At 40.4% G+C, this 17,182-nt stretch carries 15 protein-coding genes, 4 tRNA genes and 1 riboswitch; of the genes, 14 read left to right on the forward strand and 5 right to left on the reverse strand.

Annotation, left to right across the window (positions count from 1 at the left end):
* The first annotated feature begins 589 nt into the window (after nucleotides 1-589).
* Nucleotides 590-808, forward strand: a complete 219-nt coding sequence (locus FBQ94_RS07355) for a hypothetical protein (protein WP_007222880.1) — start codon at nucleotides 590-592, stop codon at nucleotides 806-808.
* Here FBQ94_RS07355 and FBQ94_RS07360 read toward each other — a convergent pair whose 3' ends face one another.
* Nucleotides 809-1,993 carry a baeRF3 domain-containing protein gene (locus FBQ94_RS07360; RefSeq protein ID WP_007222879.1) on the reverse strand — a complete coding sequence of 395 codons (1,185 nt, stop codon included), beginning with the start codon at nucleotides 1,991-1,993 and terminating at the stop codon, nucleotides 809-811.
* 421 nt (nucleotides 1,994-2,414) lie between these two features.
* Here FBQ94_RS07360 and eboE point away from each other — a divergent pair, with 421 nt between their 5' ends.
* The 11 genes from eboE to FBQ94_RS07415 all read left to right on the forward strand — a co-directional run bounded on the left by eboE (nucleotide 2,415) and on the right by FBQ94_RS07415 (nucleotide 11,783).
* Entirely contained in the window at nucleotides 2,415-3,521 is a 1,107-nt protein-coding gene (gene eboE, locus FBQ94_RS07365) for a metabolite traffic protein EboE (protein ID WP_007222878.1), read from the forward strand.
* Nucleotides 3,522-3,609: 88 nt separating this feature from the next.
* Nucleotides 3,610-4,800: a polysaccharide pyruvyl transferase family protein gene (locus FBQ94_RS07370; RefSeq protein WP_007222877.1), complete on the forward strand. Its 1,191-nt coding sequence runs from the start codon at nucleotides 3,610-3,612 to the stop codon at nucleotides 4,798-4,800.
* 4 nt (nucleotides 4,801-4,804) lie between these two features.
* A complete protein-coding gene (locus FBQ94_RS07375; protein ID WP_007222876.1) occupies nucleotides 4,805-6,229 on the forward strand; it encodes an FAD-dependent oxidoreductase in 1,425 nt (474 codons plus the stop codon).
* Between the two features lie 145 nt (nucleotides 6,230-6,374).
* Nucleotides 6,375-6,451: transfer RNA gene (locus FBQ94_RS07380), tRNA-Arg, on the forward strand.
* A 36-nt stretch (nucleotides 6,452-6,487) separates the two neighbouring features.
* A tRNA-Lys gene (locus FBQ94_RS07385) sits at nucleotides 6,488-6,563 on the forward strand.
* Between the two features lie 151 nt (nucleotides 6,564-6,714).
* Nucleotides 6,715-6,796, forward strand: a tRNA-Leu gene (locus FBQ94_RS07390).
* Nucleotides 6,797-6,812: 16 nt separating this feature from the next.
* A tRNA-Gly gene (locus tag FBQ94_RS07395) sits at nucleotides 6,813-6,887 on the forward strand.
* A gap of 41 nt (nucleotides 6,888-6,928) precedes the next feature.
* Nucleotides 6,929-8,212 (forward strand): trigger factor, encoded by a 1,284-nt coding sequence (gene tig, locus FBQ94_RS07400; RefSeq protein WP_007222875.1) that lies wholly within the window; start codon nucleotides 6,929-6,931, stop codon nucleotides 8,210-8,212.
* 54 nt (nucleotides 8,213-8,266) lie between these two features.
* Entirely contained in the window at nucleotides 8,267-8,935 is a 669-nt protein-coding gene (locus FBQ94_RS07405) for an ATP-dependent Clp protease proteolytic subunit (protein ID WP_007222874.1), read from the forward strand.
* A gap of 347 nt (nucleotides 8,936-9,282) precedes the next feature.
* Complete coding sequence (locus FBQ94_RS07410) at nucleotides 9,283-9,624, forward strand: ComEA family DNA-binding protein (protein WP_007222873.1); 342 nt, start codon at nucleotides 9,283-9,285, stop codon at nucleotides 9,622-9,624.
* A gap of 728 nt (nucleotides 9,625-10,352) precedes the next feature.
* Complete coding sequence (locus FBQ94_RS07415; RefSeq protein WP_007222872.1) at nucleotides 10,353-11,783, forward strand: multiheme c-type cytochrome; 1,431 nt, start codon at nucleotides 10,353-10,355, stop codon at nucleotides 11,781-11,783.
* 113 nt (nucleotides 11,784-11,896) lie between these two features.
* On the opposite strand, the gene FBQ94_RS07420 is transcribed toward FBQ94_RS07415, so the two are convergent.
* The gene (locus FBQ94_RS07420) at nucleotides 11,897-12,046 is read right to left on the reverse strand and encodes a hypothetical protein (RefSeq protein WP_285442075.1); all 150 of its coding nucleotides are present in this window, start codon (nucleotides 12,044-12,046) and stop codon (nucleotides 11,897-11,899) included.
* Entirely contained in the window at nucleotides 12,021-12,212 is a 192-nt protein-coding gene (locus FBQ94_RS07425) for a hypothetical protein (RefSeq protein WP_007222871.1), read from the reverse strand. Before FBQ94_RS07425 ends, FBQ94_RS07420 begins: the two co-directional genes overlap by 26 nt.
* Nucleotides 12,213-12,399: 187 nt before the next feature.
* Here FBQ94_RS07425 and FBQ94_RS07430 point away from each other — a divergent pair, with 187 nt between their 5' ends.
* On the forward strand, nucleotides 12,400-13,980 hold the full coding sequence (locus tag FBQ94_RS07430; protein ID WP_007222869.1) for a SagB/ThcOx family dehydrogenase: 1,581 nt from the start codon (nucleotides 12,400-12,402) through the stop codon (nucleotides 13,978-13,980).
* A 16-nt stretch (nucleotides 13,981-13,996) separates the two neighbouring features.
* Here FBQ94_RS07430 and FBQ94_RS07435 read toward each other — a convergent pair whose 3' ends face one another.
* Both FBQ94_RS07435 and moeB read right to left on the reverse strand, forming a co-directional pair.
* The gene (locus FBQ94_RS07435) at nucleotides 13,997-14,437 is read right to left on the reverse strand and encodes a rhodanese-like domain-containing protein (RefSeq protein ID WP_007222868.1); all 441 of its coding nucleotides are present in this window, start codon (nucleotides 14,435-14,437) and stop codon (nucleotides 13,997-13,999) included.
* Between the two features lie 119 nt (nucleotides 14,438-14,556).
* Complete coding sequence (gene moeB, locus FBQ94_RS07440) at nucleotides 14,557-15,366, reverse strand: molybdopterin-synthase adenylyltransferase MoeB (protein ID WP_007222867.1); 810 nt, start codon at nucleotides 15,364-15,366, stop codon at nucleotides 14,557-14,559.
* 395 nt (nucleotides 15,367-15,761) lie between these two features.
* Nucleotides 15,762-15,910, forward strand: a riboswitch (cyclic di-GMP riboswitch).
* 360 nt (nucleotides 15,911-16,270) lie between these two features.
* Here moeB and FBQ94_RS07445 point away from each other — a divergent pair.
* Nucleotides 16,271-17,176, forward strand: a complete 906-nt coding sequence (locus FBQ94_RS07445) for a HEAT repeat domain-containing protein (RefSeq protein WP_285442076.1) — start codon at nucleotides 16,271-16,273, stop codon at nucleotides 17,174-17,176.
* Nucleotides 17,177-17,182 lie beyond the last annotated feature (6 nt).

The following is a 17,182-nucleotide window of genomic DNA, read 5'->3' on the forward strand; positions in this document are numbered from 1 at the left end:
GATATATTTTCCCTGTTTTGCCTACTTTTGCCTATTTCTCTTCCTTTCCATATCTTCCTGTCCGGATTCCGGGTCTCCGGCTTTTTGAAAATTATCCTATGGATTCTCTACACGGATCTTTTTCTGCCCCCCTTGCAAGACACTCGGGTATATTCTATCACATCCCGCATTCTTTATCTCTCCGAGAGTCCGCTTTTTTATAAAAAATTTTGATAATTACGACACAGTCTCGGAGGGGCTTGAGGGGTGGGTAAAAAGAAAAGTTATTGGATATTTTGCCTTTTAAAACCCAATCTAATTCCATATATAGGAATTTTAATTACATAGGGCAACCCTTTAGAGTTGCTCTCTCCGTGGCACGTTCATGCGGGGAAGCAAGGCTAAACAGGCTGTCCGAGAATTCAATCGACTCACAAATACCATACTAAATATTGTTGTCGTGCTAATATTTTGTCAACATATAGTATAGGATTTGTCATATGAAAGCATTCTCGGACAGCCTGTAAAGCCTTGCCCTACGTTTTGATATTATATAAAAGTTGCCGAAAGACCTATTTATGATCTTCCTGCCTAATCCCGTAGGGATGTCATGATTATAGAAAAAGCTGAAAAAACCCTTCAACCCCGAAGGGGTGACATGGGATATCTGCCAGATTGGTCTTCTCCATCGAGGGTATTCTATACCCACGATCTTATCAGAATCCTTACCAGATATTTTACCAGACGGGGAAACTGGTACAATATCAACAGCATCATGCCATTATGGGAAATCTGCGAGAAAATATTTAGGAGTGTGTTTCATTGCTAACTAATATCGAAATACAGCAGCCGATAATGAGGTATCAGGTACTTTCTCCGGCTCAACAGCATAAACGGATCCTCCTTTTAAAAAAGCATGAATGGCTGCAAGATCCAATAAATCTTCATCTCCAACTTCTTCTTTCTCATGGGCATGAACCACCTGAGTCTCTGGATTAAAAGCACCCCATTGCCTGGCGCCGACAGCTACAAAAAGCGATTCAACACGTCCGTGGTAAGCTGCTACAACGATTTCTTTAATATCATGAGAGGTACGGTCTGTATCGGCAAATTGCTTATATTTCCTGGCTGCGTCTTCCTGTTCTTTCTGGAAATATGGCTGTACAATGGTCCATGCCTGTTCACAGAGTTCTTTTTCGTTTGTCTCTTTAGGACTTCCTGTAATTCCCCTCTCCATTAGATAAGGATATGAGTTTGTCTCTCTGTATATTGGTAAAAGATATTCAACTCCTGCCAACACCAAAGGCGCTTTTTCATCATGCAATAGTTCATGCAAACCCTTATCAACCCTATTAAAGTACTCCAGGATGTTTTTTCTTGCTTCATCAATATCTTCCCTGCTACTATAAAATGTACCTGCTTTTTCACCCACGGGAGTTGATCCACCGGTAAAGGGTGTTATACGGGTACGAAAATGCGGTTGTTTTTCAAATTCGGTATACCTGAGAGCTTCACTTATACTTGTCGGAACATGTGTTTTTTCCAAGTCCATCTCACTGATGCTGTAACGGGTACTCTGAAATAATCTGATTTTATTTTGGCTAAGCGCCAGAACAAAAAAGTGACCATCGCTATTGAATAATGGGAGAAGCGGCTTGATGTTAAAACGGTGAGTTACAACCGCAAATTCTCCAAATTTCAAAGGAAGGCGGTAGTATTGAAATACATCGGAAGAAAGAAATATTGCCAGACCGTCACTTTGATATCTCCAAAAAGACGTATCTATTAAGAATACTTGAGAGGGTTCTAGCAATTTTTTCGCCTCCGGTGACCGGAGTCCGTTTCGTATAAGGTTTTCTTCTGCTATCCGAAGAAGATTTTTTAGTCTAATCGGATCCTGCTGTGTTTCCGGCCACATTCGATGCGTAGGCATAAAAATTGATATACAGAGTCCCTTTGGCCCTTTGGGCTTTTCTATTAATGCCCTTAAATCATTTTTTGTTAATAAATCCATACTTTATCTCCATGAAAACGTTAATTATTTTCTGTCCAATCTGAAAAATTAACTGATGCTCTCTCCATTGCTCCTTTTTATTGTAGTTCCTTTGCGCAAGTTAAATACCTAATTTTTACTAAATAAGAGATTTTTCTGGAAAAGTATAAATCAGGTTCGGTTTTTAAAAGGCAAAACACAACGGCTTTTTACCCACCTCTCAATCTCCTCTCAAGAGGGGACTTCCCCGATTCCTCTCTTGAGAGGGGCTAAGGGTGTGTTCATGGCATAATGAAAAACTTTGAAATTCCTGTACATCAACTATAGACTTTGCTAGATGTCAATCTATTTTGTAAAAACATCAGAAATTTGGCTATGTATTTGCGAAAATCTTGACTATTCCTTTACCAAATAAAAAATCTGTGAAATAAAAAATTTTTGTATGAAATTAGGAAACGGTAATCATGTCATGTACGGCCTCAATATTCATTCTGCTGAGCATCTGGATGAAATCCTTGCGGCAATAAAAAATTATGCCCTGAGGGTAAAGGCAAAGGTTTGTCCTGATAAGGATTTTGGATTAGGACTGAGACTCTCTCAGAAAGCAGCGCATGAACTTCTTATGAGGCTGGAAGAGTTCCGTACATTTCTTTACGATAATAAATTATATGTAGTTACCATAAACGGTTTTCCTTTTGGTCCTTTCCACGGAACACGAATAAAAGAAAATGTTTACCTGCCGGATTGGTCGTCTGAGATGCGCGTAGAGTATACCATCAATCTTGCTAAAATCCTTGCAGATATTTTGCCAGAAGGTGAAATAGGTACAATATCCACAGTTCCATTCCATTATGGGAAAAAAGAAAAAGCTTCAGCAGCTTCGAATCTGCTGAAATTCGTAATTTTCCTGAAAGAACTGGAGGAAAAAACAGGCAGGCATATCATCTTATGCCTGGAGCCGGAACCCGATTGTTACCTCGACTTGCTGGGGTCTGCTATTGAGTTTTTTGAGAAAATCTTTAAGACAGAAGACTCTGCCCGAAGGTATTTAGGGGTCTGCTTAGATTGTTGCCATGTCGTGGTTGAATTTGAATCGCCTTTATTCTGGCTGGAGAAGCTTATGCAATTTGGCATATTAGTTGCTAAAATTCAGATATCTTCTGCTATCAGAGCAGTAGCTCCCGGTGACCCGCAACGGATATTTATGCCCTTTACTGATACAGAATATCTTCATCAGGTACGTATTCTCTCAAAAGAAGGCATCCTGCGGTTTAAAGATTTACCAGATGCCCTAAGCCAGGCCTTCCAGGGGGAATGGAGGGTACATTTCCACGTTCCTTTACTATGGTCAGGGTATGGGATTTCTTCAACGACAGATCTTATAGAAGATAATTTTTTCAGGCAGATAATGATTATGGGAAAAAGACACATAGAAATAGAAACGTACTCCTATATGGTCCTGCCAGGCGTTAAACTCCCTATCATAGATTCAATTGCATCTGAGTTGGATTGGTTAAAGGGAAAATTTGACACGATAAAGATAAAATAGAGCGCAACGGTAAACAAAAGTGAAAAACAGGCGTAAGTGATATCTTATTTTATTACCACTATTACATATCGGTTGTCAGGAATTTCTTATGAAAACAAAGGATAAAGATAACAAGAATATTTTTAAGGTGGGTATATCAGGCTCCTACGGGGGTTTAAATTTAGGTGATGAGGCAATATTGCAAAGCATTATTACAGAGTTGCGCCGGTCTTTGCCAGTAGAGATTACGGTATTCACACGGAATCCTGAAGATACTTTGCAGCGACACCAGGTTGAGCGGGTGGTGCCCGTTCGTAAAATTAACCGTAACGAGGTTATCCCGGAGATTGAACGGCTTGATCTTATGATTCTCGGAGGAGGAGGAATTTTATTCGACCCGGAGGTGAAAATATTCTTACGGGAAGTAGTGCTGGCGCAGGAAAAAGGCGTGCCGGTAATGGTCTATTCCGTAGGTGTAGGGCCACTCAACGATCCGGCTAGCAAGGAATTAATGCGAGATTGCTTGAACCAGGCAACCGTAATAACCGTTCGTGAGCGGGATGCTCAGCAGACACTGGAGGAAATAGGGGTAAATCGCGAGATACTAGTGACAGCTGATCCCGCATTGCTTCTCAGACCCGAACCATTGCCGCCTGGCACACTGGAAAGGGAGCATCTCGACGGGCAACGCTGCAAAATAGGTATATCTGTCCGTGAACCAGGGTCGGCTGCTCCGGACATTAGCGAAGATCATTACCATGCGCTTTTGGCAGATGCAGCTGACTATATGGTAGATCGTTTTGATGCCGATGTGGTATTCATTCCTATGGAGCGTCTTGTGAAGGATGTGCAGCAATCTCATGCAGTAGTTGCCCGCATGCTCCGCGCATCACAGGCTACTGTGCTGAAAGGTGAATATACTTCCGGGCAAGTGCTCTCTATCATTGGACATTTTGCATTCACCGTAGGCATGCGACTGCACTTTCTCATCTTTTCAGCGATCCAGGGAGTCCCTTTTGTAGCATTGCCCTATGCATCAAAAGTCAGCGGATTTATTGATGAATTACACATGGCAACACCTCCTCTAAAATTGGTAAATGCTGGCCGGCTTATAGCCTATATAGATCGGTCGTGGGATAAGCAGCGCTTGTTGCAGAAGCAAATCAGCCGTATTCTCCCGCGGTTAAAAAAGCGCGCTCTGGAGAATAACACTATTGCGGTGCGCCTGCTCAAGGAAGGCCGCAAGCGAAAAGAGGGCCCCATAAGAATACCATCTGATAAATTTCCTGTAGGAGGGTAAGGGAATGCCAGCACTTTCCCGCCCGATACAATCCGTTTCTCTTAATTTACCGGCGCGTTCAGCGATAGTTGCTGCGGAAACAAATGTCCTTGTCGTTGGTGGTGGTCCGGCAGGATTCGGCGCAGCTATGGGCGCAGCATGGGCAGGCGCAAAGGTCATTTTAGCCGAACGCTATGGCTTTCTTGGCGGTAATGCAACGGCAGCTTTGGTTATGCCTTTTGCATCATCTTATACAGAGCACCCGGTTCAGAAACGGCCTGCCGCCACAACGCTATTTCCTACTGACCATGGATCTGGCGAGCCTGTGATAGCCGGTGTATACAGGAAGCTGATTACCTGTTTAGTAAAGTCGGGCGGAATTATCCCTCCTTCTTTGAAAACAGGTTATACGATACCTTTTGATCCTGAGATATTCAAACTCGTTATGCTGCAACTGATAGATGAGGCCGGTGTACATATTTTGTTGCATGCATTAGCAAGCGATGTTGTTGATGACCAGGGGAAAAGGGGGGTTGTTTTTGAGACAAAATCAGGTCCTATCGTAATTAAGGCTCAGGTTATTATTGACTGCACCGGTGATGGTGATTTGGCGGCACGAACCGGGGCGCGATATGAAATAGGACGGGATCATGATGGATTGGTGCAGCCTATGACATTAATGTTTCGGATGGCAGAGTTCGAGCGTGCAGCTTTTCATGCATATATAAGAGAACATCCTGACCAATGGTATGGTGTTCATGGACTTTGGGACCTTATTCGTAAGGCTACTGATGCAGGCGAACTCGAATTAAAACGCGAAGATATCTTATTTTTCGCAACTCCGCATGAACGGGAGGTCTGTTTTAATAGTACACGTGTGACGAAGGTGCTTGGCATTGATGTATGGGATTTGACATATGCAGAATGGGAAAGCCGTTGGCAGATGCGCCAGATTACAGCGTTCCTGCGCCGGTATGTACCGGGTTTTGAAAAGGCTTATATTGCTCAAAGCGGGGTACATATAGGGGTGCGTGAGACGAGAAGAATCGTGGGAGATTATCAACTTACCGAGAATGATGTATTGAGCGCCCGCAAATTTCCTGATGTAATTGCACGTTGCGCATATCCCATAGACATCCACAATCCCGAAGGGAAAGGCACGGAATTTAAGCGCCTGCCTCCGGGCGAGGCTTATGATATTCCCCTGCGCTGTCTCTTACCGGAGGGTATTGAAGGAATTATTGTTGCCGGCCGTTGCATTTCCGGTACCCATGAAGCCCACTCTTCATACCGTGTTATGCCTGCCTCCATAGCAACCGGACAAGCAGCTGGAGTATGTGCTGCATTTGCGTCTCTTAAAAGCAAAGCGTTAAGGGATACACCTGTATCGGATATTCAGAAAGAACTTTTGCGGCAAGATGCAAATCTCGGTCACGTGAGAGAACAGTAACCAACCTCCTGAGTATTTAAATTTCCACAATCATAAATGCAGTTGACTTTTTTTAAAAATTAATTATAATTTAGTCTTTGTTGAATTATTTTTATTCTATGGTAATGAAAATAGAATTTTAAATCGTTGTTGAGCTGTAAATTTTGCGCTCGTAGCTCAATTGGATAGAGTGGTGGACTTCGAATCCAACGGTTGCAGGTTCAAGTCCTGCCGGGCGCGCCATCCATAAGCCTAAACAGGATTGATAATGTATCAGATGCGCCCTTAGCTCAGTTGGTAGAGCAACTGACTCTTAATCAGTGGGTCGAAGGTTCGAATCCTTCAGGGCGCACCAAGGTTATGTACTCTAAAGGATTAGTTAGAGTATGAAGAGACTTGATAAGCTATAGCATATCTGGTTAGTGACAAGTGATAGGGCGGATATTGAGGAAACACTTTCCGGATGAAGCATATTTACTGTAAGGCAAACGTAATTGCTCTATCAGGCGAGGGTGGCGGAACTGGCAGACGCGCAAGATTTAGGATCTTGTGCCTTACGGCGTGGGGGTTCAATTCCCCCCCCTCGCATTTTTTTTCTGTAAAGGCGGGTGTAGCTCAGTGGTAGAGCGTCACGTTGCCAACGTGAATGTCGTGGGTTCGAACCCCATCACCCGCTCCATTTTTTATCTTAAATGGAAGGTATTGTAGGATACTAATACGATGAATGTAACAATTGAAGATGCAGGCCCTTGTAAAAAAGTTTTAAAATTTGAAATACCAAAGGAAACAATCGAGAGCGAATTTGAGAAAAAGACCGTAGAGGTTTGTGATACGATAGAGCTACCTGGTTTTCGAAAGGGGCATGCGCCTCGCAAGTTAGTGGAAAAGCGGTTTGCTGACCAAATTAAGGATGAGGTGAGACAATCTGTGGTTAGTGATTGTTACCAAAAGGTAATTGAAGAGCATAAACTGAATCCGGTGGGGAATCCAAAATTTGGCGATATAAAATTTGATATTGGACAACCCTTTAATTTTGATGTAACCCTGGAAGTATGGCCAACATTTGATGTAGGTCAGTACAAGGATTTAAAGTTAAAGAAAAAATCAACTACGGTAACGGATGAAGATATACAAAAAGCATTACACAATATGAGCCTCCGTAAAGCGCAATTAACCGTTGTAAAAGACGGAAATGCAGCAAAGGGAGATCAAATTATTTGTGATGGTAAAGTAGAAGTGGATGGGAGTACCGTATTGGAAGACAACGATATAGAAATTCTTGTTGCAGACGGCTTTGCAGTCTTTAATACAGGGATACCAGACTTAGTCACAAAACTAGAAGGCACAAAATCGGGTGAAATACGCAGTATTGATGTGAAACTGCCAGATGCCTTCGTAAAAGAAGAGCATCGGGGAAAGAATGCGAAATTACAACTTACCGTGAAAGAAATAAAACGGCTTGCTGTTCCTGAAGTTAATGAGAATTTTGCCAAAACCTTAGGTTTTGAATCCTTGGAAGATTTAAAGTCAAAGATACAAAAACAGGTTGAGATTGAGAAAAGGAAATGGGCAGAAGATGATTTGAGGAACCAGGTACTTGATATTCTTTTAGACCAGACAAAATTCGAATTACCTGAAGATTTTGTGAGTTACCATACGGGAAAAAGGGTATATAAGCATCAGTTGGATTTGCTGAACAGGGGCATGCCCTTAGAAGAAATTCAAAAACAAACGGAAAATATCAAAAATGCATCTGCCGAATCAGTAATGCGTGAGTTAAAGGCATCTCTTATCTTAGATAAGATAGCCGAGAAGGAGAAGATATTCGTTACAGAAAACGAAGTAGAACAGCGGATTGCTGATATTGCACGTGCATACAATACCGATACGGCCAGGGTTCGTAAACAATTAGAACGTCAGGGGAGCTTATCCTATTTGCGGAACGATATGCGTGAGAATAAAGTAGTAAATCTCATCCTTAAAGAAGCTCATACAGAAGGATAAAACCAGAAGAATTACTGTTAAACGTGAAGTAAAAATAAACGAAAGGAAGTTTTTGTGTATAAAGAGTATGTATCATATTTAGAAAATGGCGAATTTCCTGCTGTAGGGTCTAAAGGGGGTTCTCATAACCTTTTTGTTCCTTACGTTATTGAAAAGACCGGCTATGGTGAGAGACATTACGACATATTCTCAAGGCTGTTAAAGGATCGTATCATTTTTATTGGTTCTGCGATAGAAGATACCTTATCAAATTTGGTTATAGCACAGATATTATTTCTTCAGAATGAGAATAAAAACCAGGACATCAATATTTATATTAATTCTCCAGGTGGATCGATTACCGCTGGTTTGGCCATTTACGATACGATGCAATTCGTACAATGCGATGTTGCAACTTTTTGTATAGGCCAGGCGTTCAGCATGGCTGCTATCCTCCTTGCTGCTGGAACAAAAGGGAAAAGATATGGCCTGCCCCATACCCGTATCATGCTTCATCAGCCATGGGGTGGTATGAGAGGTACAGCAACGGATATTAGTATTCAGGCGGAAGAGATCCTGAGAATGAAGAAGTATTTAAATGAAATCCTTGTGAAACATGCAGGGCAACCAATAGAACGTGTCGAAGCAGATGTTGACCGAGACTTCTATATGTCTTCTCATGAGGCAAAAGCATATGGCTTGATAGATGAAGTTATAGAATCCTTACGGGATAAAAAGAACTAAACATCTATTAAAGTAAAGGTATTTTTTAAAAGTGAAAAAGGACATGCAATTATGCGTGTCCTTTTTTGTTGATTGTTATAATCAACAATTTTGTACTATTTAAAATCCTTTTATGATCTTTTTTGTATTATGCATACATACTTTACCCTTTTTTCTGAATTTTCTATAAAATTATAAAAATTATTACTACTGAAAGCTTCCTTATTTAGGGATAATTTTTTCTTTTTTTTAACTTTTATGATTTCCGGTTTATACTTTGCTGAATGTTTTCGTAAAACACGTGTTTGTTTCTATTCAAAGGCCTTTGAGAACTTTATTAGGAATGTTTATTTTTATAGGAGATTACTATGCACATACTACGTAAATTTTGCAGTGTAATTGTGCTGGTGTTTGCAATTGCCTTTGTTTGTCAAACGATTTGTATGTCTGACGAAGGGGTCGAGGGAAAGGTAAATATTAATACTGCTACAGAGGATCAAATTGCGTTATTACCCGGGATAGGACCTAAGATTGCTATTGAAGTGGTAAACTATAGGAAGAATAATGGTAATTTTCAGACTATAGAAGATATGAAAAAAGTTAAAGGTGTCGGCGATAAGAAATTTGAAAAGATTAAAAATTTTGTTGCAGTAGAAGGAGATACTACGGTAAAATCAACCAAAGTTGTAAAGGTTAAAGAACCAAAGTAGGAAAAATAATACAAAAAATATATTCATTATATTCATATATTTCCACAAAGGGGATAGACTTTTAGTCTATCCCCTTTTTTTATCATGTTATTACATTAATAATTTTATGTATAGAAGCTATCCCCAAAACCTATTTCTGTACGGAAACCTCTCTCTACCTTACCGAGTGGCACTGACAAATGGGTTTGTCCGTGCTTATTTCCATACGTGCATGGATATGGATTACAAAACACTGACAAACAGAGTTTGTCAGTGCCACCCCAGGAACTGGCTTACAGAGTATGAAAAATTCTCTCCTTATACATACTATTTTCCAAATCATTCTAGATACTAAATTAAAGTTTTGGGATGATCTCTAGATAAAATATATCCTGATAGTGTGATGGAAATTTTTTGTTTTAAACAGATAAATTTTTTGTATAATCGTTGTTTTGTACTAATTTAACATTAAAAGTCGCCGAAGGCCTACTCTATATCCCGTTGCAGAATTTAGGTTAAATTCTTAAAGCTATAGCATCCAAGAGATGAAACCGAACAAAATGTGGTGCATGAGTCTTTGGTTGTATGCTGGTATAGGGAACGTTACGGAATCTCTCAACATGTCATTGCGAGGGTTTTTTCCGAAGCAATGACTGGCGGGGTAGTCTTTCCTCTGTTGAGGATATGTTCGGTTTCATCATTGAAGTACTATAGTATAACATTATTTAAAGAAAGGATAATAATCTCGTATGCGTTTATATTTTAAATCAATGTTTTATGTAATGTGCAGTTTATCCCTTCTGTCTTTAAATGCATCTTTTGCAAGTGATCCTAAGGAGTGGTCACCTACCTGGAAACTTCCTCCGGGGAAGAGGCCAGAAAATATTGTTGATTTACCCATTACGGTGCCAGGCGATGTAAGAATAAGTCAATTCTTCAGTCCGATTTCTTGCGGTTCCTGTCATCCTGAAATTTTTAAGATGTGGAGTGGTTCCACGCATGCTAATGCATGGAAGAATCCACTTTTTCAGGCTCTTTATAACTTGGGTAAAAAAACAGCAGAAGGAGAATCACAAAAACGAAATATAGAATCTTGCGTTCGTTGCCACTTTCCTATTGGTCATAGCGCCGGAGATGCCAATCTTCCTGTCGATGATGAAAAAGGAGGTGTTATCTGTGATTTTTGTCATTCTGTCAGGGCAACTACGGGTATTGGAAATGCGCCCTACATACTAAGTCCTGGTAACGCAGCTGCAATGGAAGGGGGCATTAAATATGGTCCTTTTAAGGATTCTCCTGAAACCATTCATGGAAGTCAGTACTCTGAGTTGCATACACGCTCGGAATTCTGTGGGGGGTGTCATGATGTATCACACGCCGGAAATGATCTCCCTATAGAACAAACCTATACGGAATGGAGGCAAGGTCCATATAATACAAATGATCCGGAGACGACCGTGCATTGTCAGGATTGTCATATGAGACAGCGTCCCGGTTTTCCCAGCACTGGCAGCACTGACAGGCCTGACAACCCTGGTCTGGCATCGCCCGAAATTATGGGAGGTAAGAAGCGTCCTCATATATGGACACATTACTTTGTTGGCGGAAGCGTTTCTCAGATTTCTTTACCGCCTAACTCAGAAGTACAGCCCCAAATGGCCATTGACAGATTGAAGAACGCTGCAACTCTCGAAGTTGTGGCGAATCCAAACGCAAAAAAAGGCGATATCCTGAAATTCCAGGTAAACATAAAAAATACCGGCGCAGGGCATTACTTACCTACAGGGCTTACCGAGCTGCGCCAGATGTGGTTAGAAACTTCTGTGACAGATGCAGAAGACAAAATTATTTATCAAAGCGGAAAAGTAGATGAAAAAGGGAACGTCGATCCTAATGCTACCATCTATCATACCGTATTTGGAGATGAAAACGGCAAACAGACACTTCACGTGTGGACTGCCACACATATTATTTCAGATAATCGTATTCCTCCAAAAGGTCAAAAAGAGGAACATTTTGTTTGTTTAATTCCAGGTGATGCTAAATCTCCATTGAAGGTAAAAGCCGTTTTACACTATCGGAGCGCACCACAGGATATCGTAGATACGCTTCTTGGTGAGAAATCCATAAAACTTCCTGTAATTGATATGGCAGAGATATTAGCAGAAGTTAATTTATAGTTGTTTTTTGTACTACGCTGTTCTATGGTCTGGTTTTTATAATACATGATAATACGTAAACAAATCCTCTATGAAAGGGGATTTGTTTACTATAATCATAGTGAAGCCTCTTTTTACCCTCGGGGTTTTGCTAGTATTTCAAGTACTTTAAGATCTAAGAACCTCTTTGATGTTGCCGATTTTACTATACATACCGTATCAGCTCCTCTGCCGGTTCCTGCTACGGCAACAACTTCTTCAAATTCCGGGATAAGGTCCTCCATCACATGCTTCCATTACAATCTCACAACAGACCTTAACTCCTTCGCCAAAACGCCGTAATGATTGGGCAACAATCATTGTCGGGTAAAGACCATGAAATTTCTGAGTAAATGCAGTCTCGATGGAATGGGTAAGGATGGTGCTGGTAAAAATCTTTCCTCCCTGCATTAAAATCTCTTCTTTATTTTCAGATTTTTATGTAGCTGTGTGCTATTACCTGGATTATAAAAAAAGATTTTACCATATAAATCTTGTAAGTTGTAAGAAAAAAGTCAAAAGAAATATTCATGTTTATACTCAAAAATGTTTCCACACAGGTATTGCATACACGGCACAATTCTTATACAATGCCTGAATGAAATCTATTCGTGAATACCATGAGACAACAAAACATAGTTGGGAGAAACTTTATCAGAATCAGCATGTTCTTGACTGGTCAAATCAACCGAATCCTTTTCGTACCTATGTAGGTTGCCCAAAAATAGATTTGGGAAATAGCTTTGAAAAGATGCATAGCCCATTATCGTATGTTTGGTCTTTTACTCATAATAAACCAAGGAATAACCCTGTTACGTTAAATACCTTATCCACACTCCTGTATTATTCAATGTCTATCAGTGCATGGAAATCTTATCCGGGTGTAGAGCCATGGTCGCTGAGGGTAAACCCAAGCAGTGGAGATTTGCATCCTACAGAGACACATCTTTATATTCATAACGTGAAAGATATTCCATCAGGTGCATATCATTATTTTGTGAAAGACCATCAGATCGAGCAAAGAGTTATCGGGGATATAATCCCTGTTTTGTGGGAAAGATTTGACGGTATTTCTAAAACGCCTCCAATTATTATCGGGTTACATAGCATCTTTTGGCGCGAGGCATGGAAATATCAGTCCAGAGCTTTACGGTACTGCTATCTTGATGTGGGACATGCAATGGCATCGATTATGGTAGCGGCACATGCGCTGGGATTTTTTGTGCTGTCCGTTGGAGCGTTCAATGATGATAGTATGCGCCAATATCTTTGTTTTGATAAGACGGACGAGCAATTGCTTTTATTTTTGGTTCTAAGTAGTGATCAACCTGTTATTGGTGCGAATCGGAAGGAATTTCAAAAGGTCGATATAGGTGCCTCAAGGTATACAAACAGGCTTTCGAGCAGAGAAGTAGATTATCCACGTATCCGTATGGGACACGCACTTACTGGTAGAACGTATCACATACGTATTCCACAACAAGATAAATCATTTGTAAATTATTTGCCGTATACAAGAGATAAACAATGTGGGGAAATTAATACAATAATACCGGCTGTCGAATATTCATTAAAATGGACTATCAGACACAGGAGAAGTGCACTTGATTTTGATGGTAAAACACCGTTGTCTTTGCCGGAGTTTCATTTTCTTATGCAACTTTTATGCTCCTCATATAAAGCTGATTTCTTGATCCGAGAGGGGCCACCACTAGTCGTTCCCTACCTATATATTCACCGTATCGAGGGCTTGGAAAGAGGTGTGTATTACCTTGATAGAGTACAAAAGCGGCTACTATTAGTGTCCAGAGGTGATGTGCAACACAGTGCAAAGGAACTAAGTTTAGATCAAGACATTGCCGGTGACTCGGCTTTTGCCATCAGCTTTATGAGTAACTTTGAGTATGCGTTACTAGCTTATGGTGACCGAGGATATCGCTATATCCATTATGAAGCAGGATTTCTGGGACAGGTTTTATATTTAGGTGCTACAGCAATGGGATATGATGCTACTGGTATCGGTGCATTTCTTGATGATGATGTACATACCTTTCTGAAGACACCAGCAGAACAACAGGTAATATACCATTTCACTGTTGGGAAAAGGGTCGATGACCCTCGTATCTCAACACTTCCTGCCTATAGTCATCTCCATGATTTCGAGGAAGATATACCATAATACTTAATACTATCGATTAATGCTTTTCTACAGGATAGCCTTCCTCCTGCCACTTGTTAATGCCTCCTTCCATGTTGTACAATTCTTTTAATCCTTTATCTTTTAATAGCTTACATGCCTTTGCACTACGTACTCCGGCGGCACAATGAACAATTACTTGCTTATCTTTTGGTATTCTTTCGATATTTTGCTCAAGTTCCTGAATAGGAATAAGATTAGCGCTTTTTAAGTGTACCTTATCATATTCTTCCTCAGTTCGCACATCTAATATAAATATATCCTTTTCATGATCTATCAATTCCTTTGCCTGTTTAGGTGTTATATTTTTTACTTCTGTTTTTGTATCCTCTTTGTCTGCATGGAGCTTTTTAAAGATAAGGATGCCCATGATAGTATTTAAGAATAAGATCATACCTACAAGCAAGCCTGTTACTCGTATATATCGTTTTATAGCCATATGGTTTCCTCCTCTGAAATTTCTCCCGACAGTTTATACCCACAGGTGAGTTTGAGGGATTACTATCGAATTGTAAATAAAACTTATACATGATAGATACATTCTCCTGCCGGTCTTATTTAACCATGAGTCTGGCAGAATTCTTCATAATCAATAAGCTCTTTGATGGTAGCTTTATCGCTGCATACCGGACAGTTAGGATTCCTGTGTATCTTGACCTTTTTAAATTCCATATTTAATGAATCATACATAAGCAATTTTCCCTTTAAAATCTGCCCTTTGCCAAGAATTAATTTCACAACTTCTGTAGCCTGAATAGAACCTATTACTCCTGGCAGCACGCCTAATACCCCAGCCTCCTGACAGGAGGGTACCAATCCGGGGGGAGGGGGCATTTCATATAAACAGCGATAGCAAGGCCCATCAAAAGGTATGATTGTTGTAACCTGCCCCTCAAACCGGAAGATAGAACCGTGGGAAAGCGGTTTTTTAAGAAAAACGCAGGCATCATTCACAAGATATCTTGTAGGGAAGTTATCGGCGCCATCGAGAATTACATCGTAATCTTTGATAATATCAAGGATATTTTCTGAATTCAAACGATCTGTATAAGGGATTACCTCTATGTCGGGATTTAGCGCCTCAAGGGTTTCTTTGGCAGAGATAGCTTTTGAACGGCCGACATCTTTGGTAGCATGTAAAATTTGCCGCTGCAAATTTGAATGGTCTACACAGTCACTATCTGCGATACCGATCTTTCCGACTCCTGCAGCAGCAAGATAAAATGCAGCCGGAGAGCCAAGACCCCCCGCGCCTACGAGAAATACCTTCGCCTTTAAAAGTTTCAACTGGCCCTTTCCTCCAACTTCAGGGAGGATAATGTGACGTGAGTAACGCTTTATCTGTTCTTCTGTAAATGGCGATGACATTGTATTCTTCCTATGCATTATGGATAGTTATATACGAAATTTGTTCCTCGTTGCAATGTAATTTTTCCCATAAAAAAGGTCATGCACAGGGGCATGACCTTAACTTCTGCAAGAATCTTCATTTTGTTCAAGATACTATTAGGGTTATTATCTCATTATTCTGAGAGAATAATGACCGAATACTCATTGGTCATACTACAATTACGAGAAATTTAATATCTGATTATAGCAGACAATATTTTACGATTCAATAAATTTTAGTCATTGTCTTATCATTTGTCAGGACAGGAACTTTTCTCTTTTTCGTTGTAAAGGTTTAACATCAGAATTAAAAATTTTAATTGACATAAAATATTGTACATGTTATAAAGCAGCTGCTTAAAGTAGAGAAAACATTGTGACAAAGGCAAACCCTGAGTGATCAGGGGACGCAAAGTAAAGGATCTTGTAACAGTGGACAGTGTTCGTGAACAGTGTCAGTATACGTAACAGACACTCTCGTTCATAACTGGCACGATAGAAATAAGATGGCCTTGCTACCGAAAATGTCTTACAAATTTAACATGAGGAAATATAGCCTTACTTCAGAAAATGTTTTCAGAAGTAAGGTTTTTTATTTTCCTGATAGTTGCAAAAAGATCGCATCCATCTTTATCATCCGTGGAACGAAGAGTATCGCTTTTTCACGGGCGGGAGATTCTTCACTCCGCTCCGAATGACTACCAAACTTCACCTTGCTAACGATTACAAATATTTAAAAGTCCTGAAACCAGAGAAAAGCTTTACATAGAATTTGATGCATATAGAGAGTCATAAAATACCTTTTACGATATTCCTCCTGTTACTTTACATTAGCTTATTTTTTTACCCGTATTCAGCACAAGCTCAGCAAGGGGTTATACCATTGAAAGTTGCATGGAAAGAGCAGCGTCTTAGTGTAATCGCAGAGAAGGCTCCGCTCTCAGACATACTTTACCAGATCTCTTGCCAGACACGAATAGAGATTCATGGTTCAGAGCGTCTTCAAGAGCCAGTGAGTATCTGCTTTTCCGGACTTACCCTCCATGAGAGCTTAAAAAAACTTCTGGCCCATGTAAATTACGCTATTTTTATGAAAGCGGCTTCTCATGGTGAAATATTACCCCGCCTGCTGATCATAGGACGCCGGCCTGTTTCATCCTTAGAGTCTGTCGTTTTTCAGGAGGATGAGAAAACGGAAGGTGAGTTTTTCTATAATAATCTTCAAGGTCTCGACCTCAACATGCGTCTTGTAAAGATTCAAGAACTCTTAGAAATAAATCATCCGTATATAGAGGATATTCTTTACTCAGCAACGAGAGATTCAGACCCCTTAATCAGAGAGATTGCATATAAACAACTTCATGAAAGGGGCTATAGAAGCGTTGCCGGTTTACTTCTCAACGATAGCCGAAGTACAAACACTGATATTCGCAAAACAGCTATTTCGTTACTGGGAGAGCTGTTTGGTTCAGGTGAATTATTTGGCTCAGATGCAATGGAGATATTAAAAGATGCAACGGAAGATGATAATACTGATATACGGCATATGGCATTCAGCCAGCTATCTCATTTGTCTGCTCAGGATGGATTACCTATTTTAAGGGCGAGATTAACCCATCCTGATCCTGAAATAAGGATAATGGCAATAGAGGCAATGACATCCAAAGGCGAAGAATTTGCCCTTGAAGCAGCAAGAGTAGTTCTCCATGATAGTGATGAATTAGTGCGTAGCAAGGCAGAAGGGCTTATGTATGAGTTAGAGGCAAGAAAGGAGGTAAGAGAAGAATAACATACG

It is taken from the genome of Candidatus Jettenia sp. AMX1, assembly GCF_030263775.1.
Taxonomy (GTDB): Bacteria; Planctomycetota; Brocadiia; order Brocadiales; family Brocadiaceae; genus Jettenia; species Jettenia caeni.

What these genes read in the sequence shown, in the direction of transcription:
- FBQ94_RS07355 (WP_007222880.1), top strand. Translation starts at nt 590, where the DNA reads ATGATTATAGAAAAAGCTGAAAAAACCCTTCAACCCCGAAGGGGTGAC.
- FBQ94_RS07360 (WP_007222879.1), bottom strand. Translation starts at nt 1,993, where the DNA reads ATGGATTTATTAACAAAAAATGATTTAAGGGCATTAATAGAAAAGCCC.
- eboE (WP_007222878.1), top strand. Translation starts at nt 2,415, where the DNA reads ATGAAATTAGGAAACGGTAATCATGTCATGTACGGCCTCAATATTCAT.
- FBQ94_RS07370 (WP_007222877.1), top strand. Translation starts at nt 3,610, where the DNA reads ATGAAAACAAAGGATAAAGATAACAAGAATATTTTTAAGGTGGGTATA.
- FBQ94_RS07375 (WP_007222876.1), top strand. Translation starts at nt 4,805, where the DNA reads ATGCCAGCACTTTCCCGCCCGATACAATCCGTTTCTCTTAATTTACCG.
- tig (WP_007222875.1), top strand. Translation starts at nt 6,929, where the DNA reads ATGAATGTAACAATTGAAGATGCAGGCCCTTGTAAAAAAGTTTTAAAA.
- FBQ94_RS07410 (WP_007222873.1), top strand. Translation starts at nt 9,283, where the DNA reads ATGCACATACTACGTAAATTTTGCAGTGTAATTGTGCTGGTGTTTGCA.
- FBQ94_RS07415 (WP_007222872.1), top strand. Translation starts at nt 10,353, where the DNA reads ATGCGTTTATATTTTAAATCAATGTTTTATGTAATGTGCAGTTTATCC.
- FBQ94_RS07420 (WP_285442075.1), bottom strand. Translation starts at nt 12,046, where the DNA reads ATGGAGGACCTTATCCCGGAATTTGAAGAAGTTGTTGCCGTAGCAGGA.
- FBQ94_RS07425 (WP_007222871.1), bottom strand. Translation starts at nt 12,212, where the DNA reads ATGCAGGGAGGAAAGATTTTTACCAGCACCATCCTTACCCATTCCATC.
- FBQ94_RS07430 (WP_007222869.1), top strand. Translation starts at nt 12,400, where the DNA reads ATGAAATCTATTCGTGAATACCATGAGACAACAAAACATAGTTGGGAG.
- FBQ94_RS07435 (WP_007222868.1), bottom strand. Translation starts at nt 14,437, where the DNA reads ATGGCTATAAAACGATATATACGAGTAACAGGCTTGCTTGTAGGTATG.
- moeB (WP_007222867.1), bottom strand. Translation starts at nt 15,366, where the DNA reads ATGTCATCGCCATTTACAGAAGAACAGATAAAGCGTTACTCACGTCAC.